Source organism: uncultured Azohydromonas sp. (assembly GCF_937926365.1).
In the GTDB taxonomy this organism is placed as follows: Bacteria; Pseudomonadota; Gammaproteobacteria; order Burkholderiales; family Burkholderiaceae_C; genus Azohydromonas.
Window position 1 is genome coordinate 1 of the sequence record NZ_CALAOH010000119.1, and the last position, 22,395, is coordinate 22,395.

The window sequence follows — 22,395 nt, forward strand, 5'->3', positions numbered from 1 at the left end:
TTCCTGCTCGGGATTCAGACTTATGGGTAAAAGCAAGGTTGATTGATCGCTTACGCACATGGCGCCAGCAGCGCACGTTCAAGGGCTGCTGCGGCGCCGATGTGGCCGCCTTCTCACGAGGTGTCGAAGCCGTGGCCACCGGCAGCAGGAGCTGCACGCATGGCCGCGAGCTGCGCCTCGTTCATCTGCCATGGAATGAAGGCGCTGATGTCCGATGGTGGCTTGCCGCCTTCGTTGGCACAGACGTTGAGGTACGCGCTCAACCAGGTGCGTGCGTTGATCTTCCACAGCTTGACGGTCATGAGCAGGCTCATCAGCGTCGCGGCCATCTCTCCCGACCACTGGCTGCCCGAGCCGTAGAAGTTCTTGCGCCCAACGACTGCCAGACGCAGCGCGCGTTCGGCCGCATTGTTGTCCAGCGGCAGCCAGGACTGCTCGACAAACACCACCAACCCTGCCCAGTGCCGCTGCAGGCTCTTGAGCACCTTGCGCGCTGCTGTGGCGAGCTCCTTGTCAGCCAGGGACTGCTCGCAAAGGTGCTGCATGACCTGTACCGCCTGGCGCAGCCGCTCGTCACACGCGGTGAACTCTGCTGTGCCCAGGCCCGCTTCCTGGCGCAGGGCATGGAGCTTGTAGAGCTCGCTGATGCGCTGCACCCAGCCCATGGCCCAGGACCACAGCACTGGATGGTCGTTGGCCACGCGCAGGAAATCCCGGCGCTGGTGCGCCCAGCAAAACGACAACTGCACGCCCGGGTGGCTGGTGGCGTACTTCTTGTACGCCGCATACCGGTCCACACTCAGGATGCCCGCATCGACGCCCTCCAGCACCGAGCCCGGCACCTTGGACGAGCGGCTGGGGTCGAGCACGTAGTACGCCACCGTGGGCGTGTGGAACACCCACAGATACCAGCGGTGACCCACCTTGCCTTCTTGCTCGGCGAAGACTTCCCAACGTGTCTCGTCGGCATGCCAATGCGTGTGCGCGCGCAGCCTCTCGTGCAGCGCCTGCTGCAGCGGCTCGAACAAGACAGCCAGCCGGTGCAGGCCTTCCGTGGCCGTGCCAGGCGACAGGTGCAGTCCCTGATCTTCCCAGTCCTGCAGCAGCCGGTGCAGGGGCTGAGCGTGAAGGAACTTGCCCAGCAGCAGGTGCACCCAGGCCGACACCCCAAGCTTGCCCATGGGAATCAGGCGCGGCGGCGCCGGCGCCGTCACGATGCCCGGCAGACAGCCGCACCGGCACGTCGGGCAATACCGCCGGCGGTGGATCACGCGGCGCCAGGCACTGACCTCGTACTCCACCACCTCGCAGTCCTGGGTGCCGGGAAACTCCTTGAGCGCCAGGCCGCACTGCGGACACACTGCCGGCTCGAGCTCAATGGTCTCCTCGCGCGCGGGCAACTGCGTCAGACGCGTGCGCCCGTGCCCGGGCGCTCCCGGCTGCTGTCCACGAGGACGCTTGGGCTGTGGCGTGGGCTGCTGCACCTTGCTCAGCAAACGCGACTGCTCGGTATGCTGGCCAAAAACGCGCTGCCGCAGATCCCGGTTGCATGCCCGCTCATGCTCGAGTTGCTCGCGCAGTTCGGCCTCGCGCTGGCGGGCCAACGCAAGGTCATGCTGAAACTGCTGTCGCTGCCGTTCGAGCCGCACAACAGCCCGCTCGTGCAGCGACTTCCAGTAGTGAGCCTCCATCACCAAGCGGATGTGCTCCTGCTTGGTCAGCGTCACCATGACTTGCTCGAACGGTGCCGCCCTCGGGTCCGACGGACTCGTTACCTGCGACTGCGCCACCGCTGCGCTCATGCATTACAGCGTAGAAACCTGTCCCCACCCCGTCCAGTCCGGCAGGCAGTACCCATCCCACCTATACAGCTACCGAATATTTACGAACTCGGGGGTCCGGGCGCACTTGGCATGAGCGTGTCCGAAATGGACGCCAAGCATGGCTGCGAGGCCCTGCTTGCTGGCGCGGGCAAACTACACGCCCTAGACGACAGCATCAAAAAAGACCAGAGGGGACTTGCCGGGTTAATAAGCGTTCTTGTCAAAAAATACAAGTCGCGCGGTCCGCATCATGATGTGAAGATCCAGCGCCAGAGACCAGTTGCGCAGATATTCAAGATCATATTCAACTCGTGCTTGCATCTTGTGGATGGTGTCGGTCTCGCCGCGATGACCATTGACCTGAGCCCAGCCCGTAATCCCCGGTTTGACCTTATGGCGCACCATGTATGCCTTGATAAGTTTGCGATATTCCTCGTTATGGGCCACAGCATGTGGTCGAGGGCCGACAATGCTCATGCTGCCTTGGAGCACATTGAAAAACTGCGGAAGTTCGTCCAGTGAGGTGCGGCGCAAAAATGCCCCGAGTGGTGTGATGCGCGGGTCATGTCGGGTGGCTTGGCGCACTACCTCGCCGTTGTCCTGGCAAGTCATTGTGCGGAACTTGTAGACCAATATTTCGCTTCCATCCAATCCATTGCGGCGCTGTTTGAAAATCACAGGTCCAGGTGAAGAGTATTTCACAGCTATTGCAATCGCAATCAATATCGGTGAAATCAAAATCAAGATTGCCGAAGCAATAACCAGGTCGGAGATTCGCTTGACAAGCTCGTTCGTGCCAGTAAAGGGGGTTTCGCAAATTCCCACTACGGGAATGCCGTTCATGTCTTGTAATCTGCCCTGAATGATGCTTATTCCAAATACGTCAGGCACGAAAAATATGGACGCTGTGGTGCCTTGAAGGGATTCCAGGAGTTCTACGATTCGGGGCTGCAGGCCCAGCGGCAATGTAATGTAAACCTCCTTGATGCCATGTGTACGGATATAGGGCGCAACGTCTTGCAAGGTGCCGAGTACCGTACTGGCCTCCTCATGCACACGTGCGTCCTGACGATCGTCAAAATGACCCACAAACACACTGCCTTGGTCGGCGGTCTCGCGCAGCGCCCTAGCTACCTTCACGCCCAGGAGCCCGCTACCTACCACCACGGCCGGCCGTCGCAGCACAGGGAGTGCGGCCCGGCGTCGCAAAATAGCCTGTCCCGTGCATACGCCTAGCCACAACAGCACTGGCGTGATGACGGCCCAGGTTAATAGCACCTGCCGATTGAAGTAACCCAGGCTTTGTGTGGCGTAGCCACACAGCATCAATGCCAGCAATAGCACGACCCAGCTATTGACGATGTCCATAGCCGCTGCTGGCAGTGGGTCCTTGAAACGCTGGCGGCCTGGAAAGGTCAGCGCGAACACCAGCAAGCCCAGCGTGAGGGCTGGTCGCTCTATGGGCTGTCCATACCACTTGGTGGCGAGTAGGAACACCGCCACCGCGATGGTGGGCTCCATGAAAGCTGCCACGAGGGACGTGACTGACTGAGGGGCGCTGTAGAACGTCCGTTTGTAACTGCGATGGGCGATCATGGAATCCGGTTGACCTGCTTTGGGTGCGACATGGACAAGCCATGCCGACAGACCAGTTCCTTCCCCCTTTTCTTGCGGGCCATTCTCGACCCTGCGTCAGCCTGCGCCGGACTGCTTCCCACAGATGCGGGCGTCCAACCCGGGTGCCTACAATGCCGCGCATGTTGCAAGCCCTCAACGCCCTGCTGGCCCCCGCTCTGATGGAGCGGCTGACCCTGCTCCTGAATCACGTGCTTGACAGCGAGCCCGCGGCGCGCGAGTTGCTTCGCCCCCGTGAGGGCGCGCTGGTGCAGTTCCATCTTGAACAATGGCCCCGGCTGCTGCCGCCGACGCCCACACTGTGTTGGCGCATCACACCGGCAGGGCTGCTGGAGTGGTGCGAAACCCCTTCTGCGGTGGCGCAACTGCATGTGCGGGTGGATGCCTCCAATCCCGCCATGCTCATGGCCCAGGCGTTGGCCGGCTCGCAGCCGGCGCTCCGGCTCGATGGTGACGCGGCGCTAGCCGCGGACATCAACTGGCTGCTGCAGAACTTGCGCTGGGACGTAGCGGCCGATCTGGAACGGGTGCTGAGCCCGGCGGCGGCGCAACAGATCAGCGCGCTGGGTGCGGCGCTGGCGCGCGGCTTGCGGCAGACCATGCTTGGCGGCACGGTGCGCTGGCGTGCCGCTTCATGAGGCAATTTGCTCGGCTGATCTACATCGCGTTCACCGTCCTGCGCTTCGGCCTGGACGACATCGCGCTGTCGCATTTCCGCCAGCGTTGGGTGCGCGCGCTGGCCGCCGTGGTGACCATCGGGCGCCGCTACGATGAGGCGCGCGGCGTGCGCCTGCGCCAAGCGCTGGAGCGGCTGGGGCCGATCTTCGTCAAGTTTGGCCAAGTACTGTCCACACGGCGCGATCTGCTGCCGCTGGACGTGGCGGACGAACTGGCCAGACTGCAGGACCGCGTTGCACCGTTCCCGAGTACCCAGGCCGTGGCTCTGGTGGAGGCGGCTTTCGGACGGCGCATCGACGAGCTGTTCTCGCATTTCAGCCCGGAGCCGGTGGCCAGTGCCTCCATCGCGCAGGTGCACTTCGCTACCCTGCGCGATGGCCGGGAGGTGGCGGTCAAGGTGCTGCGCCCGGGCATGCTGGCCGTCATCGAGGACGACCTGGCACTGCTGCACCGCTTGGCGCGCTGGGCCGAGCGCGTCAGTCCTGACGCGCGGCGGCTCAAGCCGCGCGAGGTCGTGGCCGAGTTCGACATCTACCTGCACGACGAACTGGACTTGGTGCGCGAGGCGGCCAACGCGGCCCATCTGCGGCGCAACATGGACGGGCTCAACCTCGTGATGGTCCCCGAGATGATCTGGGACCTGTGCGCCCCGGGCGTCATCGTGATGGAGCGCATGCACGGCGTGCCCATCAGCCAGATCGGCCGCCTGCGCGAGGCGGGCGTGGACATTCCCAAGCTGGCCCGCGACGGCGTGACGATTTTCTTCACGCAAGTGTTCCGCGACGGCTTTTTCCACGCCGACATGCACCCCGGCAACATCCAGGTCAGCCTGGAGCCGGCCACCTTCGGGCGCTACATCGCGCTGGACTTCGGAATCATGGGCACGCTCACCGAGGTGGACAAGGAGTACTTGGCGCAGAACTTCATCGCCTTCTTCCGCCGCGACTACAAGCGCGTGGCGGAGCTGCACCTGGAGTCGGGTTGGGTGCCGCCGGGCACCCGCATCGACGCCCTGGAGTCGGCCATCCGCGCCGTGTGCGAGCCGCACTTCGACCGCCCGCTCAAGGACATCTCGCTGGGCCAGGTGCTGCTGCGCCTGTTCCAGACCTCGCGCCGCTTCAACGTGGAGATCCAGCCTCAGCTCGTGCTGTTGCAGAAGACGCTGCTCAACGTCGAAGGGCTGGGGCGCCAGCTCGATCCCGAGCTCGATCTCTGGGCGACCGCCAAACCGTTCCTGGAGCGTTGGATGAACGAGCAGATCGGCTGGCGCGCGCTGGTGGACCGCCTCAAGCACGAGGCGCCGCACTATGCGCGGCTGCTGCCCGAGATGCCGCGTCTGCTGCACCACGCGCTGCAGCATTCGCCCGGCAAGGCCGAGGATTCTCAAGCGCTGCTGCTGGCCCTCCTGTCCGAGCAGCGCCGGACCAATCGACTGTTGCAGGGCATCCTCTGGGGCGCCCTGGGCTTCGCGCTGGGGGTGGGTTTGATGCGCTTGGCGCTGAGGCTGCACGTGTTCATGCCTGCTTGATGCCAGGCTGAAAACGCCATCCCTCTGCGCTTGCGGCGCGTTTGCAGGCAGGGCACAGAGGTGTCAAGGAATGCGCAAGCTTGCCCCCCGCGATGCAGGGGATAATGCGCGCGCTTTTTCGGCGCCGCCGTCCGGCGGCACCTTCTCCAGCCTTTCCCCGACCGCAGGCCGTTTCATGCTGCTGACCCTGGTCCTCGTTTACCTGCTGCTGACCATCGCCATCGGCCTGTGGGCCGCCAAGCGGGTCAAGAACACCTCGGACTTCGCGGTCGCAGGCCGCCACCTGCCGCTGGTGATGATTGTCACCACCACCTTCGCCACCTGGTTTGGCTCCGAGACGGTGCTGGGCATCCCGGCCAAGTTCGTGCAGAACGGGTTGGGCGAGGTGGTGGAGGATCCCTTCGGCGCGGGCACCTGTCTGATCCTGGTCGGCGTCTTCTTCGCCGCCAAGCTCTACCGCATGTCGCTGCTGACCATCAGCGACTACTACCGCGAGCGCTATGGCCGCGGCGTCGAGGTGGTGTGCTCGCTGATCATCATCGTCAGCTATCTGGGCTGGGTCTCGGCGCAGGTCACGGCATTGGGCTTGGTGTTCAACCTGCTCTCGGGCGGCGCCATCAGCGTGCCGGCGGGCATGGTGCTGGGCACCGCGTCGATCCTGGCCTACACGCTCTTCGGCGGCATGTGGTCGGTGGCGGTGACGGATTTCATCCAGATGATCATCCTGGTCGCCGGCCTGGCAATCATCGCTGTCTTCGCCGCCGATCAGGCCGGCGGCGCCGACAAGGTGATTGCGCTTGCCACGAGCAAGGACCTGTTCCGTTTCCTGCCCGAGCCGACCTTCACCGACATCGTGTTCTTCATCGCCGCGGCGATCACGATGATGCTGGGCTCGATTCCGCAGCAGGACGTGTTCCAGCGCGTGATGTCGGCCAAGGACATCAACGCCGCCACCAAGGGCCCGGTGATCGGCGGCCTGTGCTACATCGCCTTCGCCTTCGTGCCGATGTTCCTGGTCACGAGCGCGCTGCTCATCATGCCGGAGCAGGCCACCGAGCTCATCGAGCAGGATCCGCAGAAGGTGCTGCCCGTGCTGGTGCTGGAGCACATGCCTTTCGTGATGCAGGTGCTGTTCTTCGGCGCGCTGCTGTCGGCCCTCAAGAGCACGGCCTCGGCCACGCTGCTGGCGCCCTCGGTGACCTTCGTGGAGAACGTCTGGCGCCAGTTCTTCCCGCGCCAGAGCGACCGTCAGGAACTGCGCACCATGCGCGTGTCGGTGCTGGTGTTCAGCCTGTTGGTGTGCGCCTACGCCATGGCCTCCGAAGGGACGCCGATCTACGACATGGTTTCCGGCGCCTATCAGGTGCCGCTGGTCGGCGCCTTCGTGCCGCTGGTCGCTGGGCTGTACTGGAAACGTGCCACCACGCAGGGTGCCATCTTCTCCATCGTGCTGGGCTTGCTGACCTGGATGCTGTTTCTGGCCACGCCAGCGGGTGAGACCTTCCCGGCGCAGCTCGCGGGCTTCCTGATGGGGGCGCTGGGCATGCTGGTGGGCTCGCTGGGCCCGCAGGCGCTCAAGAACCGCCACGGCGCGCACCATGCGTTGCGCGGCCTGGACAGCGGCTTGAAAGCCTGAAGCGTGACCTTATCTGCGGCCGCGGGCGCGGCGCCTATTCCTTGCGACATCGCCGCCCCACCTCGGGCTTTATAATTTTTCGTTTTGCATCAAAGGCTTAGCCATGCCGATCTACGCTTATCGCTGTTCCGCCTGCGGTCACGCGAAGGATGTGCTGCAGAAGATGTCCGACCCCGTGCTGAGCACTTGCCCGGCCTGTGGCGCCGAGGCCTTCAGCAAGCAGCTCACTGCCGCGGGCTTCCAGCTCAAGGGTTCGGGTTGGTACGTGACCGACTTCAAGGGCGGCAGCGGCACTACCTCCGCGCCGGCCACCAGCAAGGCGGCCGAGCCGGCCGCTGCGGCCTCGTCGTCGTCCGATGCCGCGCCGGCAGCGGGCTGCGGCGGCGCCTGCGCCTGCCACTGATGCCTTTGGGCAAGGGCCGTCGCGCGTGAAGAAATACATCGTTGCCGGGCTGCTGGTCTGGCTGCCGCTGGCCGTCACGGTCTGGGTGCTGCTGTGGGTGCTCGGCCTGATGGACGGCGTGTTCGACTGGCTGCTGATCGCGGCTTCGGCCGTGCTGCCGCTGTCGGCGCAGGCTGGCCTGGACGACCTGCGCAAGATCCCGGGCCTGAGCGTGCTGGTGATGGTGGCGGGGCTGCTGCTCACCGGCATGTTCGCGGCCAACGTGCTGGGCCAGTGGTGGCTGCGGCAGTGGGACCGGCTCATGGGCCGCATCCCCATCGTCAAGTCGATCTACAGCTCGGTCAAGCAGGTCTCGGACACGCTGTTCTCCAGCAGCGGCAACGCCTTCCGCGAGGCGGTGCTGGTGCAGTACCCGCGCGCAGGCTCCTGGACCATCGCCTTCGTCACCGGTCGTCCCGGCGGCGAGGTGGCCACGCAGCTCGGCGGCGCCGAGCACGTGAGCCTGTACGTGCCCACCACGCCCAACCCGACTTCGGGCTTCTTCCTGATGGTGCCGCGCGCCGACGTGGTGCCGCTGCGGATGAGCGTGGACGAGGCGCTCAAGTACATCATCTCGATGGGCGTTGTCGCCCCGCCTCCGCCCGTGGCGGCCCCTGCCGCGCCGCTGCCGCTGCGAAACCGCGCGGGCGGCTGAACGACGCCGGGCGCCATCTTTCCCACAGGCCGCCGGCCGCGGCGGCCTCCCGAACCAGTCTCCTGGAGCCAACAATGAGAAGCAGCTACTGCGGCCGCGTCAGCGAAGCGCTGATGGGCCAGACCGTGACCCTGATGGGTTGGGCCCACCGCCGCCGCGACCACGGCGGCGTGATCTTCATCGACCTGCGTGACCGCGAGGGCGTCGTGCAGGTGGTGTGCGACCCCGACCGTCCGGAGATGTTCGCTACCGCCGAGAGCGTGCGCAACGAGTTCTGCCTGAAGGTCGTCGGCAAGGTGCGAGCGCGGCCCGCAGGCACCGAGAACACCAACCTCGTCAGCGGCAAGATCGAGGTGCTGTGCCACGAGCTGGAAGTGCTCAACCCCAGCGTCACGCCGCCGTTCCAGCTCGACGAGGAAAACCTCTCCGAGACCACCCGCCTGACGCACCGCGTGCTGGACCTGCGCCGCCCGTACATGCAGAACAACCTGATGCTGCGCTACCGCGTGGCCATGGAAGTGCGCAAGTACCTCGACGAGCAGGGCTTCATCGACATCGAGACGCCGATGCTCACCAAGAGCACGCCCGAAGGCGCGCGCGACTACCTGGTGCCGTCACGCGTGCACGACGGCATGTTCTTCGCGCTGCCGCAGTCGCCCCAGCTCTTCAAGCAGCTGCTCATGGTTGCGGGCTACGACCGCTACTACCAGATCACCAAGTGCTTCCGCGACGAGGATCTGCGCGCCGACCGCCAGCCCGAGTTCACGCAGATCGACCTGGAGACCAGCTTCCTGTCCGAGCAGGAGATCCGTGACCTCACCGAGGGCATGATCCGCCACGTCTTCCGCAAGGCGCTGGACGTGGAGCTGGGCGAGTACCCGGTGATGAGCTACGCCGACGCGATGCGCCTGTATGGCTCGGACAAGCCCGACCTGCGCGTGAAGCTGGAGTTCACCGAGCTCACCGACGTGATGGCCGACGTGGACTTCAAGGTCTTCAGCACCCCGGCCACGACGAAGGGCGGCCGCGTGGCCGCGCTGCGCGTGCCCAAGGGCGGCGAGATGAGCCGCGGCGAGATCGACGGCTACACCGAGTTCGTCAAGATCTACGGTGCCAAGGGCCTGGCCTGGATCAAGGTCAACGACCTGGCCAAGGGCCGCGAGGGGCTGCAGTCGCCCATCGTCAAGAACCTGCATGACCGCGCGATCCAGCAGATCCTGGAACGTACCGGCGCGCAGACCGGTGACCTGATCTTCTTCGGTGCCGACAAGGCCAAAGTCGTCAACGACGCCCTGGGCGCACTGCGCGTGAAGATCGGCCACAGCGACTTCGGTCGCGCCAAGGGCCTGTTCGAGGACCGCTGGGCGCCCCTGTGGGTGGTGGACTTCCCGATGTTCGAACACGACGAGGAAGAGGACCGCTGGGTCGCCGTGCACCACCCGTTCACCGCGCCCAAGGACGGGCACGAGAACCTGATGGACACCGACCCCGGGGCTTGCGTGGCCAAGGCCTACGACATGGTGCTCAACGGCTGGGAACTCGGCGGCGGTTCGGTGCGTATCCACCGCGCCGACGTGCAGAGCAAGGTGTTCAACGCCCTGAACATCGGTCCCGAGGAGGCGCAGCTCAAGTTCGGTTTCCTGCTGGACGCGCTGCAGTACGGCGCGCCTCCGCACGGCGGCTTGGCCTTCGGCCTGGACCGCCTGGTCACGCTCATGACCAAGGCCGAGTCCATCCGCGACGTCATCGCGTTCCCGAAGACGCAGCGCGCCCAGTGCCTGCTCACCGGCGCGCCCAGCGCCGTGGATGAGAAGCAGCTGCGCGAACTGCACATCCGCCTGCGCAATCCGGCCGTCACGGCTTGATGTGGCTCAAGGGTTGGGTCCCTGGGGCCCGACCTCCGGTGCAGCGTGCAATAAGGACGACATAGGGTTAACACTCGGGGTTTACACTATTAGGGTAAACCCCGAGGAAGCATTATGAAGACCCCCGTCCTTGCCCTGGCCCTGCTTGTTGTCGCCGCCGTCGCCCAAGCCGAAACCGTGGCCCCGGCCACTGCTCCCGCGCAGACTGCGGTGACCCGTGCCAATGGCGAGCACCCCGCCGTGCTGGCCGCGCGCCAAGCCCGCAACGGCGGTATCGATGCCAACCGCTTTATCGTGGCCCCGCCCGCCAGCACCCGTTGGACCAGCGGCCCCGCAGTGGATGCCCCCGCCGTGCAGACGGCCAACGTCAGCGCCCGCTGATGCGTCGTCCCCGTGCCCCCGGTGCGCGCCTGTCCGCGCGCACCGCGGCACTGCGGCCTTGACCGGCCGCGCCTTGAGGCGCTCTCTGCGCCGCTATGCTCAGGCGCATGCCTGAAGCCCTTCCCAAGCGTCCCCACAAGATTCCCGAATCCGTGCTGGTGGTGATCCACACCCCGGCGCTGGACGTGCTGCTACTGGAGCGAGCCGACCATCCCGGCTTCTGGCAGAGCGTCACTGGTTCCAAGGACCACGTCGACGAGCCGCTGACCGAAACCTGCGTGCGCGAGGTGGCCGAGGAAACGGGCATCGACGTGCATTCCCCGGGCATCGGCCTTGCCGCTTTGCATGACTGGGGACTGCGCAACGTGTACGAGATCTATCCCGTCTTCCGGCACCGCTATGCCAGCGGCGTGACCCACAACACCGAGCACGTGTTCGGTCTCACGGTGCCCGCGGGCATCCCGGTCCGGCTGGCGCCGCGCGAGCACGTGGCGATGCGCTGGCTGCCCTGGCGTGAGGCCGCGGCAGCCTGCTTCTCGCCGAGCAACGCGGAGGCGATCTTGCAACTGCCGCGCTTTGCCGGCCGCGCCGGCGCCGCCGCGGAGGGCTGAAGCATGGTGCTCAACCGCTTGCAGTCCACGCAGCTGCCGACGGCTACCCCCAGGAGCGAGAGCGACACCGCGCTGCTGCGCGTGGCGACTTACAACATCCACAAGGGCGTGCGCGGCATCGGCCCGCGCAAGCGGCTGGAGATCCATAACCTCGGCCTGGGCGTGGAGGCGCTGGACGCCGACATGGTGTTCCTGCAAGAGGTGCGCCTCTTCCACACCCGCGAGGCGCGCAAATTCGACCGCAGCAAGTTTGGCTGGCCCGAGCAGGGCCAGGCGCACTTCCTGGCGCCCGAAGGTTATGACGTGGCCTACCGCACCAACGCCGTCACGCGCCATGGTGAGCATGGCAACGCGCTGCTGTCGCGCTGGCCCATCGGCGACGTGGGCCACTTCGACGTCAGCGATCACCGCTTCGAGCAGCGCGGTCTGCTGCACGTGCCGGTGCAGTGGGGTGGCATGACGGTGCACGCCGTGGTGGCGCATTTCGGGCTCATCCACGCCAGCCGCGTGCGCCAGGTGCAGAAGCTCGCCGAGTTCCTGGAGGCCAACGTACCGTCCGACGCGCCGCTGGTGGTGGCGGGCGACTTCAACGACTGGGCCGAGAAGCTGGACCCGCCGATGTGGAGCATCGGGCTGCAGCGTGCCCGCTCCGAGGAAGCGCGCACGCACTGCCCGACCTTCCCCTCGCTGGCGCCGGTGTTCGCGCTGGACCGCTTCTACCTGCGCGGCCTGCGTTGCCGCTCGACCTTCGTGCCTCGCGGCACCGCCTGGGCCCGCATGTCGGACCACCTGCCGCTGGTGGCCGAGCTCGAAGCGGCATGAGCCCGGGGCGTTCCTCCTCCCGGCGCCGGCGCGCCGTGGCGGACGATTCGCAAGAAGCCTCGGCGCTGTTGCACAACTGGTACGACCACCCGCGCGCGCTGTTCTGCGGCGGCAACGAGGTCAGGCTCCTGCGCGGCGGACGCGAGCTCTTTCCCGCCATGTGCGAGGCCATGGCAGCGGCGCAGCACGAGGTCTGGCTCGCCACCTACATCTTTCACGACGACGCCGCGGGCCGGCTGGTGGCCGACGCGCTGCTGGCCGCCGCCGCGCGCGGCGTGAAGGTACGGGTGGTGGTGGACGGCTTCGGCAGCAAGGCTTCGCTGCCCACGCTGTACGAGTGGTTCCGCGGCACCGGCGTGGAGCTGGCGGTGTTCCGCCCGGTGCGGCGCTGGTGGACGCTGCTGCAGCCCGGTCAGCTGCGCCGGCTGCATCAGAAGCTGTGCGTGGTGGACGCGGCGTTGGGCTTCGTGGGCGGTATCAACATCATCGACGACCACAACGACCTCAACCACGGCCACACCGACACGCCGCGGCTGGACTTCGCCGTGGCGCTGCGTGGCCCGGTGGTCGGCCCGGTGCAGCAGACCGTGGGCGCGATGTGGTCGCGTGCGGCCTTCGGCCACGACTGGCCCGAGGAGATGAAGGCGCTGGCGCGCAGCAGCGAGCCCGTGGCGCGCGTGCGCGCGCTGCTGCGGCGGCTGCGCATCACACCGCCGCTGAAGAGCCAGCTCTGCAGCGACGCCGAGCGCCCCGTGCGCGCCGCCTTCGTCGTGCGCGACAACCTGCGCCAGCGCCGCGCCATCGAGCGCAGCTACGTGGACGCGCTGCGCCGCGCGCGCACGCGCATCGACCTGGTGTCGCCGTACTTCTATCCCGGCCACCTGTTCCGCCGCACGCTGCGCGACGCCGCGCGCCGCGGCGTGCAGGTACGGCTGCTGCTGCAGGGCAAGCTCGACTACCGCATCGCAGGCCTGGCGGCGCAGGTGCTCTACGACGAGCTGTTGCGCCACGGCGTGCGCATCTTCGAGTACATGCCTGCCTTCCTGCACGCCAAGGTGGCGCTGGTGGACGAGGAATGGGCCACCGTGGGCAGCTCCAACATCGACCCGCTGTCGCTGCTGCTGAACCTGGAGGCCAACGTGATGGTGCGCGACCGCGACTTCACGCGCGAGTTGGCCGCCGAGTTCGACGCCGCCGTCGCCGACTCGCGCGAGGTGCAGGCGGGGCACCTGCGCTCGCGCGGCTTCTGGGGCGCGCTGCGCCGCGGCTTCGTAGCCTGGGGCGCGCACGTGTACCTGCGTGTGGCCGGGATCACCGGGCGCTACTGACCTGGATTTCCCGTTTTTCCCGTTCGCCCTGAGCTCGTCGGAGGGCCTGTGGGCGGGTCGGGACGCGGGGCTTCGACAGGCTCAGCCCGAATGGCAGCCTTTGTTTCTTCAGTCGGAAGACGGCTTGGACTGGGGCGGCGCTGCGGCGGGCAGGGCAGTGCCGGAGGGCGCCGGCGCACCGCGCAGCAGCTCCAGCGCATGCGCGATGGGGATGGCGTAGCTGATGCCCGAGGGCTGCGTCAGCGCGCTTTCGCGCCCGGCCTTGACGAACACCATGTTGAGCACTGCCACCACCTCGCCGCTGGCGGCGTCGTACACGGGGCTGCCGCTGTTGCCGGGATAGGCGGTGGCGTCGAGCTGGTAGAGCACGAAGGGGCCTTCGCGCAGCTGGCGGATGGCCTGGTTGCTGAGCTGCTGCGCCGAGGCCGTGGGCAGCGAGGCCGGCGTCACGGCCGAGACGATGCCGCGGTGCGTCACCGGCGAGTAGCCCAGTGCGCTGCCGATGGGAAAGCCCGTGAAGGCGATTTCGGTGCCCTCCGGCAGCTCGCGCGCGGAGGCCAGCGGCAGCGCCGGCAGCGGCGCGCCTTCGATCGCCAGCAACGCCAGGTCATGGCGCCGGTCCAGCGCCAGCAGCGTCGCGGGACGCACTTCCGTCACGCCGTCGCCGCGCCGGCGCGGCACGCCCACGGCCAGCGGTGCCGTGCTTTCGTCCGGCCTCGCCTCGGGCAGCACGTGGGCGTTGGTCAGCACCCGGCGCCCGTCGCCGATCACGAAGCCGGTGCCGCGAAAGCCCAGCCGCGGGTTGTCGGTGGCGCGCCACGAGCCGACCACCACCACCGACGGCTTCACCTTGGGAATCACCGCGGTCAGCTGCGCCTGGGCAGGAGGCAGGCCGCAAGTGACAAGGACACAGGCGGCAAGGGTGCACTTGAGACTCATGGGCAAGGACAGGGGAGGGGACGGGCCAGGGACTTGCCGGTGCGGGAACGGTTGTGCGGGACTGGGACAGCGGGGCTCAGAGTTGGTCGCCGAGATCCTTGCCGTACTGGTTGCTGCCGGGCGTGCCGGGCAGCAGGCCGTTCTCGATCAGGGTCCAGACCATGCCGATCAGCGGCACCGCGTTGATCAGCACCCACCAGCCCGACTTGTCGCGGTCGTGCCAGCGCTTGACGGACACCGCCAGCGCCGGCCAGGTCAGCAGCAGGTTGACCAGGTCATTGGCCTTCTCCTCGCTCATGCCGGCCACGCGCAGCAGCGTGTTGGCCAGCACGCCCAGGCCCAGCAGCCCCAGCACGCCGTAGAGCCACCAGATGCGGCGCGGAATGCGGCCCTGGAAGCTGAAAAAGATCTGCTGCGGGCTCATCGCCTCTTCGGCGAGCCAGGAGGAAGACGGGGTCATGGTGCACTGCAACGAAACGCAACGGATTCTCCCATGGGCCCCTCTCACAATGCCCTGATGGACCGTGCACAAGCCACAGCGGCGGCTGCCGCACGCGACCTTGTGGTGGAACGCCCACAGGGCCTGTATTGCCCGGCCGGCGATTTCTACATCGACCCCTGGCAGCCGGTGCCGCGCGCCGTCATCACCCATGCCCATGCCGACCATGCGCGCCGCGGCCATGGCCACTACCTGGCCAGCGCGGAGGGCGAGGGCGTGCTGCGCGCGCGCATGGGAGCGGACATCGCGCTGCAGGCGCTGTCCTGGGGGCAGGCGGTGGAGCACCGCGGCGTGCGCATCAGCCTGCATCCTGCCGGCCACGTGCTGGGGTCGGCGCAGGTGCGGCTGGAGCACCGGGGCGAGGTCTGGGTGGTCTCGGGCGACTACTGGCTCAGCGGCCACCAGGCCGAGGCCAACCTCACCTGCACGCCCTTCGAGCCGGTGCGCTGCCACTGCTTCATCACCGAATCCACCTTCGGGCTGCCGATCTACCGCTGGCAGCCGCAGGCGGCGCTGTACGCAGAGATCGACGCCTGGTGGGCCGCCAACGCCACCGCAGGGCGCGCGAGCGTGCTCATGGGCTACGCCTTCGGCAAGGCGCAGCGGCTGCTCGCGGGCGTGGATGCCGGCATCGGCCCGATCGTCGTGCACGGCGCGGTGGAACCGCTCAATGCCGCGTACCGCGCCGCCGGCGTGGCGCTGCCGCCCACGCACCGCGTCACGGAGTTGCCCAAGGAAGCGCTGCGCCGCGCGCTGGTGGTGGCGCCGCCCTCGGTGTTGGGCTCGCCGTGGCTGCGCCGTTTCGGCGAAGCCAGCGACGCCTTCGCCAGCGGCTGGATGGCGCTGCGCGGCGCGCGCCGGCGCCGCGGCGTGGACCGGGGCTTCGTGCTTTCCGACCACGCCGACTGGCCGGGCCTGCAGTGCGCCATCGCCGCCACTGGCGCGCGCCGCGTGATCGTCACCCACGGCTACGAGGCCGTGATGGTGCGCTGGCTGCAGGAGCAGGGCTACGAGGCCGGTGCGTTCAGGACGGAGTACGGGGACGAGGCGATCGAGACGGAGGCTGGTGCGGCGGAGGAGGGGATTCCGTTCGCCGAGTGAGCGGGACCGCTACAGCTCCATCCAGATCCGCCGCGTCCCGTCCGCGCGGTCAGGCGGGCCTTCCGTGAAGCCCAGCCGCTTGCCCAGCGCGCGCATGGCGGTGTTCTCCTCCAGCACCACCGCCACGATGCGCCGCGTGCCCTGGCCGCGCAGGTAGTTGATGAGCTTTTCCATCAGCAGCAGGCCCAGGCCGGAGTGCTTCAGGTCCGAGCGCACCAGCACGCCGAATTCCGCGTCCTGGTTGTCGGGATCGGCCACCGCGCGCGCCACGCCCAGCGTGTGCTCGCCGCCCTCGGGGCTGGGCTCGGTGGCGATAAAGGCCATCTCGCGCGCGTAGTCGATCTGCGTCAGCCGCGCCAGCTCGGTGCGCTCGATGCTGCGGCGGCTATAGAACACGCGCATGCGGATGTCCTCCGGCGACACCCGCGACAGGAACGCCAGGTGCTGCGCCTCGTCCTCGGGCCGGATCGGCCGCAGCGTGATCTCGTGGTCGTGCCACTGCACCGTCTCCACCAGCGCCGTGGGGTAGGGGCGGATGGCGAAGTTGGTCTCGCCGGACGGGCAGGCGCTGCTGGCGCGGATGCGCGCGTCCAGCGCCACCACGCCGCTGGGGCTGGCGATGAGCGGGTTGATGTCCAGCTCCGCGATCTCCGGCACGTCCGCCAGCAGCTGCGACACCGTCACCAGCACGCCGTACAGCGCCTGGTGGTCCACGGCCGAGGTGTCGCGCCAGGCGCCCAGCAGCTTGGACACGCGCGTGCGCCCCACCATCGAGCGCGCCAGCGGCTCGTTGAGCGGCGGCAGGCCCACGGCGCGGTCGGCCAGCACCTCCACCGCCGTGCCGCCATGGCCGAACAGCACCACCGGGCCGAACAGTGGGTCGATGGTGCTGCCCACGATCAGCTCGCGCGCATGCGAGCGCTTGACCATCTGCTGCACCGAGAAGCCCAGGATCGTCGCGTCCGGGCGCCGCGTGCGAACGCGCTCCAGCATGGCTGCGGCGGCCTCGCGCACTTCGAGCGCGCTGTTGAGGTCCAGCACCACGCCGCCCACGTCGGACTTGTGCGAGATCTGCAGCGACAGGATCTTCAGCACCACCGGGAAGCCGATGCGCTGGGCGGCTTCCGCTGCGGCCTCGGGATCCGGCGAGGTGCTGGTGGTGGCCGCCACCGGGATGCCGCAGGCCGTGAGCACCGCCTTGGCCTCGGGCTCGGTGAGCATCTCGCGCCCGGCGGCCAGCGCCTGCTGCACCAGGGCGCGGGCGCGCGCGGTGTCGGCCGCGGGACGCGCCGGCGCCGCGGGCGGCGCCTCCATCAGCTGTGCCTGGTTGCGCGCGTAGTCCACGCCCAGGGCGAAGGCGCGCACGGCCTGCTCGGGCGTGTCGAACACGGGCAGCCCGGCGTCGTGGAAGCGCTCGCGCGCCTCGGCCACGGCGGTCTGGCCCATCCAGCAGCTCAGCAGCCGCGGCGGCATGCGCTTGAGCAGCGGCACCAGCGCCTGCGCGATCTCGCTGCTGGGCACGATGGCCGTGGGTGCGTGGATGAACAGCACCGCCGGTTGCGCCGGATCGGCCGCCAGCGCCTCCAGCGTCGCCACGTAGCGCTCCACCGGCGCATCGCCGATGAGGTCCACCGGGTTGGCGCGCGACCAGTTGGGCGGCAGGTGGGCATCCAGCGTGGCGATGGTGCTGTCCGCCAGCTGGCACAGCTTCATGCCGGCGTCGGCCGCGGCATCGGCGGCCATCACGCCCGCGCCGCCGCCGTTGGTGACGATCACGAGTTCCTCGCCGCGGCGGCCGCGGAAGCGCGAGAGCGTCTCCGCGGCGATGAACAGCTCCTGCAGCGTGCTCACGCGCAGCATGCCCGCGCGCGCGATGGCGGCGTCGAAGACCAGGTCCGAGCCCGCCAGCGCCCCGGTGTGCGAGGCCGCCGCGGCCTGGCCGGCGCTGGAGCGCCCGGCCTTGACCACGATCACCGGCTTGTTGCGCGCCGCCGCGCGCGCGGCGGACATGAACTTGCGCGGCGCGCTGACCGATTCGATGTAGAGCAGGATTGCCCGCGTGCGCGCGTCGCTGGCCAGGAAGTCCAGCATGTCGCCGAAGTCCACGTCTGCGCCTTCGCCCAGCGAGACGAAGTGCGAGAAGCCGATGCCGTTGGCGCGCGACCAGTCCAACATCGCCGTCATCAGCGCGCCGGATTGCGACACCAGTGCCAGCTCACCGGGCAGCGCGTCCACGTGCGCGAAGCTGGCGTTCAGGCCCAGCCGCGGCGTGAGCAGCCCGATGCAGTTGGGGCCCAGGATGCGCAGCAGGTGCGGGCGCGCGGCGTCGAGCATGGCCTGCTTGCGCTCGCGGTCCAGCCCGGCCGTCATCACCACCGCGGCGCGCGTGCCGCGCTCGCCCAACTCGGCGATGAGCCCCGGCACCGTCGTCGGCGGGGTGCAGATCACCGCCAGCTCGGGCGCCTCGGGCAGCTCGGCCACGCGGGCGTACACGCGCTCGCCGTCGAGCTCGCGCAGCCGCCGGTTGACGGCCAGCACCGGGCCGGCGAAGCGCCCGGCGCGCAGGTTGCGCCACACCGTGGCACCCACGCTGCGCGGGCGGTCGGAGGCGCCGATGACGGCCACCGAGGCCGGGTCGAACAGGGAGTCCAGGTTGCGGATGCTCATGGGTTCATGCTCGCATGCTCGTGGTTGCGGGCGCCGAAGGCCGCACGCAGCGTGCCCGCGCGCCGGACTGCGACTGCTTGATCTAAATCAGCGGCCACTGCTTTGAGGGCTTGGCGCTTCCAGACTAAAGTGCCTTGGGGGCCGGTGGACGGCCCAACCATAACGACAGTCGAAGGAAACCGCCGATGAAGATCCTCCTGCCCGTGGACGGTTCCACCCTGGCGCTGGATGCCGTGCGGCATGCATTGCAACTGGTACGCGAGGGCCTGCGCGCCAGCTTCGTGCTGGCCAACGTGCAGGAGCCCGCAACCTTTTACGAAATGATGACCCTGCACGACGCCGAGGCGCTGGCACGGCTGAGCGAGGGCGCGGCGGCGGATTCGCTGCAGGGCGCGCAGGCGCTGCTGCAGGCCGTGGGCGTGGAGTACGAGGTGCAGGTGGGCCAGGGCGACGTGGCGCACACGCTGCTGGACATCGCCGAGGAGCAGCAGTGCGATGCCGTCGTCATGAGCGCGCGCGGCGTGGGCGGCTTCGCCCCCGTGCTGGGCTCGGTGGCGCAGACGATGCTGCACGACTGCCGGTTGCCGCTGACCATCGTGCGCCATGCCGAGCCCGAGCCCGCGCCGCCGGCGGACGAGTTGGACGAGGAGAGCCCCGGTGCCTGAATCCCTGAGCAGCGCCGTCGCGCCGATGTTCGACCTGCTCAGCGCAGGGGCCGCGGCGTGGGACGTGGTGAGCACGGCGCGCGCCAGTCCCGCGCTGCTGGCGCAGCGCCAGCGCCAGCGCCTGGCCGAACTGGTGCGCGGCGCGCAGGCGCATTCGCGCTGGTACGCGCGGCAGCTGCCGCCCGACGCGGCGCGGCAGCCGCTGCAGGCGCTGCCGGTGCAGCGCCGCGGTGAGCTGATGGGCCATTTCGACGAGTGGGTCTGCGACCCGGCGCTGCGCCTGGCGCAGGTGCAGGCCTTCGTGCACGACCCGCGGCGCATGGCCCAGCCCTTCCTGGATCGCTACACGGTGTGGGAGAGCTCGGGCACCAGTGGCGAGCCCGGCATCTTCGTGCAGGACCCGGCAGCCATGGCGGTGTACGACGCGCTGGAGTCGCTGCGCCATGGCGGCGCCTCGCCCTGGAGCTGGCCCGTGCCGCTGGGGCTGGGCGAGCGCATCGCCTTCGTCGGTGCCACCGACGGCCACTTCGCCACCTGCGTGAGCGTGCAGCGGTTGCGCCAGCGCCATCCGTGGATGGCGGGCAACCTGCAGGCTTTCTCTATCCTGCAGCCGGTGGACATGCTGGTGCGCGCGCTCAACGCCTGGCGTCCCAGCATCGTCGCCACCTATCCCACGGCCGCGGCACTGCTGGCGGAGCAGGCGCAAGCCGGCGAGCTGCGCATCGCGCCGCGCGAGATCTGGACCGGCGGCGAGACGCTGGAGCCCATGCTGCGCCGTCATGTGCAGCAAGTTTTTGACTGCCGCGTTCGCAACAGCTATGGCGCCTCGGAGTTCCTGGCCATGGGCTGGGAGTGCGACCACGGCGCCATGCATCTCAACAGCGACTGGGTGATCCTGGAGCCGGTGGACGACCAGTACCGGCCGGTGTGGCCGGGCCAGGCCTCGTCGCGCGTGCTGCTGACGAACCTGGCCAACAAGGTGCAGCCGCTCATCCGCTACGAGATGGAGGATCAGCTCACCGTTTCCGCCGGGCGCTGCGCCTGCGGCAGCGCACTGCCGGTCATCCACGTGGAAGGCCGCGGCGACGACCTGCTGCACATGGACGCGCGTGCCGGCGGCACCGTGACGCTGCTGCCGCTGGCGCTGTCCACGGTGATGGAGGAGCACGCGCGCATCTACGACTTCCAGCTGCGCCAGTGCGACGGCCGCACCCTGGCGCTGCGCCTGGGGGGGCCGTGCAGCGAGGCGCCGGCGGCGCTGCAGCGCTGCCGCCAGGCGTTGCAGCACTTCGCGCACGTGCAGGGGCTGGTGCCGCTGGAGCTGCTGGACGAGACCTCGCTGCCCATGCTGCGCGGGCGCAGCGGCAAGCTGCGCCGGGTGCTGGCGCGGGCGGGGGAGTGAGGGCCACGGTTGCCCGGGCAACCGGGACAGCGGCTCATTCCTTGATGGCGACTTGAATCGCCCGTCACACCCGCGAAGGCGGGCATGACGACGAAGTGGCTCGCGGCCTGAATACCCGGTTTGCTTTCAGTGCGTCCGCAACCGTCCATCCGCCAGGGTGTCGGCCGCGTAGGGTTGCCAGTGGCCTTCAGGCTGCGCCAGCCGGTCCGCCACCACGGCCCAGACCTGGGGATGCCACACCAGCCCGATGTGGCTGGCCTGTACTTCCACGTTTTCGGCCTGCGGGCCTGCGGCCTCACGGCAGGCCTGCCAGGCCACCACGCCGTCGCTGCGGCTGTAGATCGAGGTCGTGGGTACCGGCGGCGTGGCGGCCAGCCGCGCCAGCAGTGCCTCGTCGATGTGCGGCAGTCGCCCGCTGAAGAGCTGATAGAGCACGCCGACGTTGGTGTGCTCGCCGCGGCCCGCGAAGGGCGTGCCCAGCGTGATCACCAGTCGCACCAGGTCCGGGCGGCGCCGCGCGATCTCGCGCGCGTAGATGCCGCCCAGGCTCCAGCCGACCAGGCTGGCGCGGCGTCCCTGCTGCCGCACGGTGCAGGCCACGCCCTCGGTGAGACGGTCCAGCCACTCCTCCACTGCGCCTTGCGGGCCGACGTTGCAGCCGCGGCCCCAGTCGCTGGCCTCGTAGCCCAGGTCGCGGCAGCAGCGCTGCAGCGGCGCCATCGCCACGGCGTCCGCGCACAGCCCGGGAAAGAGCACCACGGGATGGCCGTCGCCCGAGGGCAGCCGGCTGCGGTCCATGAAGCCGGCGCTGACGTATTCGAACAGGGCACGCATCGGCTCCAGCCCCATGAGGGCCAGCGGCGGTGCGCCATAGGCATAGGCCTGGGTCGTACAGCTCGATGGAGACAAGGACAGGGACATGGCGGGACTCGAATGCTGTTGGTACCGCAGTCCAAGCAAGCCCTGCGCCCATCACGCCCCAGCTTGATGCGCGTCATGGTGTCAGCCCAGTCCTACACGGGGAGGACCTGACGCGGCGCTGTCAAAATCCTGGTCAGCACCGTTGAACGGAACAAGACATGAGCATCAAGAGCGACAAGTGGATCCGCCGCATGGCGCAAGAGCACGGGATGATCGAGCCCTTCGAGCCCGGCCAGGTCCGCTACGCCGCGGACGGCCACAGGATCGTCAGCTACGGCACCAGCAGCTACGGCTACGACATTCGTTGCGCGCGCGAATTCAAGATCTTCACCAACGTGCACTCCACGGTGGTGGACCCGAAGAACTTCGACGAGAAGAGCTTCGTGGACTTCGAGGGCGACGTCTGCATCATCCCGCCCAACAGCTTCGCGCTGGCGCGCACCATGGAGTACTTCCGCATCCCGCGCAACGTGCTGACCATCTGCCTGGGCAAGAGCACGTACGCGCGCTGCGGGATCATCGTCAACGTCACGCCCTTCGAGCCCGAGTGGGAGGGCTACGTGACGCTGGAGTTCTCCAACACCACACCGCTGCCGGCCAAGATCTACGCTGGCGAAGGCTGTGCGCAGGTGCTGTTCTTCGAGAGCGACGAGGTCTGCGAAACCAGCTACGCCGACCGCGGCGGCAAGTACCAGGGCCAGCGCGGCGTGACCCTGCCCAAGACCTGATCCCCCACACCCCGCGGACCGTGCCGGCGCCCCCGCGGCCGCTCGGCGCGCCGCCGCATGAGCCCATGA

Annotated in this window: 20 protein-coding genes; 14 read left to right on the forward strand and 6 right to left on the reverse strand. The window is 68.4% G+C overall.

Annotation, left to right across the window (positions count from 1 at the left end; genetic code table 11):
• Positions 1-113 precede the first annotated feature (113 nt).
• Complete coding sequence (locus Q0741_RS12225) at positions 114-1,730, reverse strand: IS66 family transposase (protein ID WP_298233482.1); 1,617 nt, start codon at positions 1,728-1,730, stop codon at positions 114-116.
• 297 nt (positions 1,731-2,027) lie between these two features.
• A complete protein-coding gene (locus Q0741_RS12230) occupies positions 2,028-3,344 on the reverse strand; it encodes an undecaprenyl-phosphate glucose phosphotransferase (protein ID WP_367184103.1) in 1,317 nt (438 codons plus the stop codon).
• A 227-nt stretch (positions 3,345-3,571) separates the two neighbouring features.
• On the opposite strand from Q0741_RS12230, the gene Q0741_RS12235 reads away from it, so the two are divergent.
• From Q0741_RS12235 to clsB, 10 genes are all read left to right on the forward strand, one after another.
• Positions 3,572-4,096: a hypothetical protein gene (locus Q0741_RS12235; protein ID WP_298233484.1), complete on the forward strand. Its 525-nt coding sequence runs from the start codon at positions 3,572-3,574 to the stop codon at positions 4,094-4,096.
• Entirely contained in the window at positions 4,093-5,664 is a 1,572-nt protein-coding gene (ubiB, locus tag Q0741_RS12240; protein ID WP_298233485.1) for a ubiquinone biosynthesis regulatory protein kinase UbiB, read from the forward strand. Before Q0741_RS12235 ends, ubiB begins: the two co-directional genes overlap by 4 nt.
• Positions 5,665-5,839: 175 nt before the next feature.
• Positions 5,840-7,300, forward strand: a complete 1,461-nt coding sequence (locus tag Q0741_RS12245; protein ID WP_298233486.1) for a sodium:solute symporter family protein — start codon at positions 5,840-5,842, stop codon at positions 7,298-7,300.
• 103 nt (positions 7,301-7,403) lie between these two features.
• Complete coding sequence (locus tag Q0741_RS12250; RefSeq protein WP_298233487.1) at positions 7,404-7,703, forward strand: FmdB family zinc ribbon protein; 300 nt, start codon at positions 7,404-7,406, stop codon at positions 7,701-7,703.
• A 25-nt stretch (positions 7,704-7,728) separates the two neighbouring features.
• Positions 7,729-8,397, forward strand: coding sequence for a DUF502 domain-containing protein (locus Q0741_RS12255; protein ID WP_298233488.1), 669 nt, complete (start codon positions 7,729-7,731; stop codon positions 8,395-8,397).
• 74 nt (positions 8,398-8,471) lie between these two features.
• The gene (aspS, locus tag Q0741_RS12260) at positions 8,472-10,262 is read left to right on the forward strand and encodes an aspartate--tRNA ligase (RefSeq protein ID WP_298233489.1); all 1,791 of its coding nucleotides are present in this window, start codon (positions 8,472-8,474) and stop codon (positions 10,260-10,262) included.
• 114 nt (positions 10,263-10,376) lie between these two features.
• A complete protein-coding gene (locus Q0741_RS12265; protein WP_298233490.1) occupies positions 10,377-10,643 on the forward strand; it encodes a hypothetical protein in 267 nt (88 codons plus the stop codon).
• A 107-nt stretch (positions 10,644-10,750) separates the two neighbouring features.
• Positions 10,751-11,254, forward strand: a complete 504-nt coding sequence (gene nudB, locus Q0741_RS12270) for a dihydroneopterin triphosphate diphosphatase (RefSeq protein WP_298233491.1) — start codon at positions 10,751-10,753, stop codon at positions 11,252-11,254.
• Positions 11,255-11,257: 3 nt separating this feature from the next.
• A complete protein-coding gene (locus tag Q0741_RS12275) occupies positions 11,258-12,076 on the forward strand; it encodes an endonuclease/exonuclease/phosphatase family protein (RefSeq protein ID WP_298233492.1) in 819 nt (272 codons plus the stop codon).
• Positions 12,073-13,404 carry a cardiolipin synthase ClsB gene (clsB, locus tag Q0741_RS12280; RefSeq protein ID WP_298233493.1) on the forward strand — a complete coding sequence of 444 codons (1,332 nt, stop codon included), beginning with the start codon at positions 12,073-12,075 and terminating at the stop codon, positions 13,402-13,404. The genes Q0741_RS12275 and clsB overlap by 4 nt, the downstream gene beginning before the upstream one ends.
• A 108-nt stretch (positions 13,405-13,512) precedes the next feature.
• Here clsB and Q0741_RS12285 read toward each other — a convergent pair whose 3' ends face one another.
• Both Q0741_RS12285 and Q0741_RS12290 read right to left on the reverse strand, forming a co-directional pair.
• Positions 13,513-14,265, reverse strand: coding sequence for a serine protease (locus Q0741_RS12285; RefSeq protein WP_298233494.1), 753 nt, complete (start codon positions 14,263-14,265; stop codon positions 13,513-13,515).
• 154 nt (positions 14,266-14,419) lie between these two features.
• On the reverse strand, positions 14,420-14,803 hold the full coding sequence (locus tag Q0741_RS12290) for a DUF805 domain-containing protein (RefSeq protein WP_298233495.1): 384 nt from the start codon (positions 14,801-14,803) through the stop codon (positions 14,420-14,422).
• Positions 14,804-14,860: 57 nt separating this feature from the next.
• Here Q0741_RS12290 and Q0741_RS12295 point away from each other — a divergent pair, with 57 nt between their 5' ends.
• A complete protein-coding gene (locus Q0741_RS12295; protein WP_298233496.1) occupies positions 14,861-15,943 on the forward strand; it encodes a ligase-associated DNA damage response exonuclease in 1,083 nt (360 codons plus the stop codon).
• Between the two features lie 9 nt (positions 15,944-15,952).
• On the opposite strand, the gene Q0741_RS12300 is transcribed toward Q0741_RS12295, so the two are convergent.
• On the reverse strand, positions 15,953-18,610 hold the full coding sequence (locus Q0741_RS12300) for a bifunctional acetate--CoA ligase family protein/GNAT family N-acetyltransferase (protein WP_298233497.1): 2,658 nt from the start codon (positions 18,608-18,610) through the stop codon (positions 15,953-15,955).
• A 185-nt stretch (positions 18,611-18,795) separates the two neighbouring features.
• On the opposite strand from Q0741_RS12300, the gene Q0741_RS12305 reads away from it, so the two are divergent.
• Together Q0741_RS12305 and Q0741_RS12310 are read left to right on the forward strand one after the other, a co-directional pair.
• Entirely contained in the window at positions 18,796-19,275 is a 480-nt protein-coding gene (locus tag Q0741_RS12305; protein ID WP_298233498.1) for a universal stress protein, read from the forward strand.
• Positions 19,268-20,677: a phenylacetate--CoA ligase family protein gene (locus tag Q0741_RS12310; RefSeq protein WP_298233499.1), complete on the forward strand. Its 1,410-nt coding sequence runs from the start codon at positions 19,268-19,270 to the stop codon at positions 20,675-20,677. The genes Q0741_RS12305 and Q0741_RS12310 overlap by 8 nt, the downstream gene beginning before the upstream one ends.
• 126 nt (positions 20,678-20,803) lie before the next feature.
• Here Q0741_RS12310 and Q0741_RS12315 read toward each other — a convergent pair whose 3' ends face one another.
• Positions 20,804-21,598: an alpha/beta hydrolase gene (locus tag Q0741_RS12315; RefSeq protein WP_298233500.1), complete on the reverse strand. Its 795-nt coding sequence runs from the start codon at positions 21,596-21,598 to the stop codon at positions 20,804-20,806.
• Between the two features lie 158 nt (positions 21,599-21,756).
• On the opposite strand from Q0741_RS12315, the gene dcd reads away from it, so the two are divergent.
• Positions 21,757-22,326, forward strand: a complete 570-nt coding sequence (gene dcd / locus Q0741_RS12320; RefSeq protein ID WP_298233501.1) for a dCTP deaminase — start codon at positions 21,757-21,759, stop codon at positions 22,324-22,326.
• The last annotated feature ends 69 nt before the right edge of the window (positions 22,327-22,395 follow it).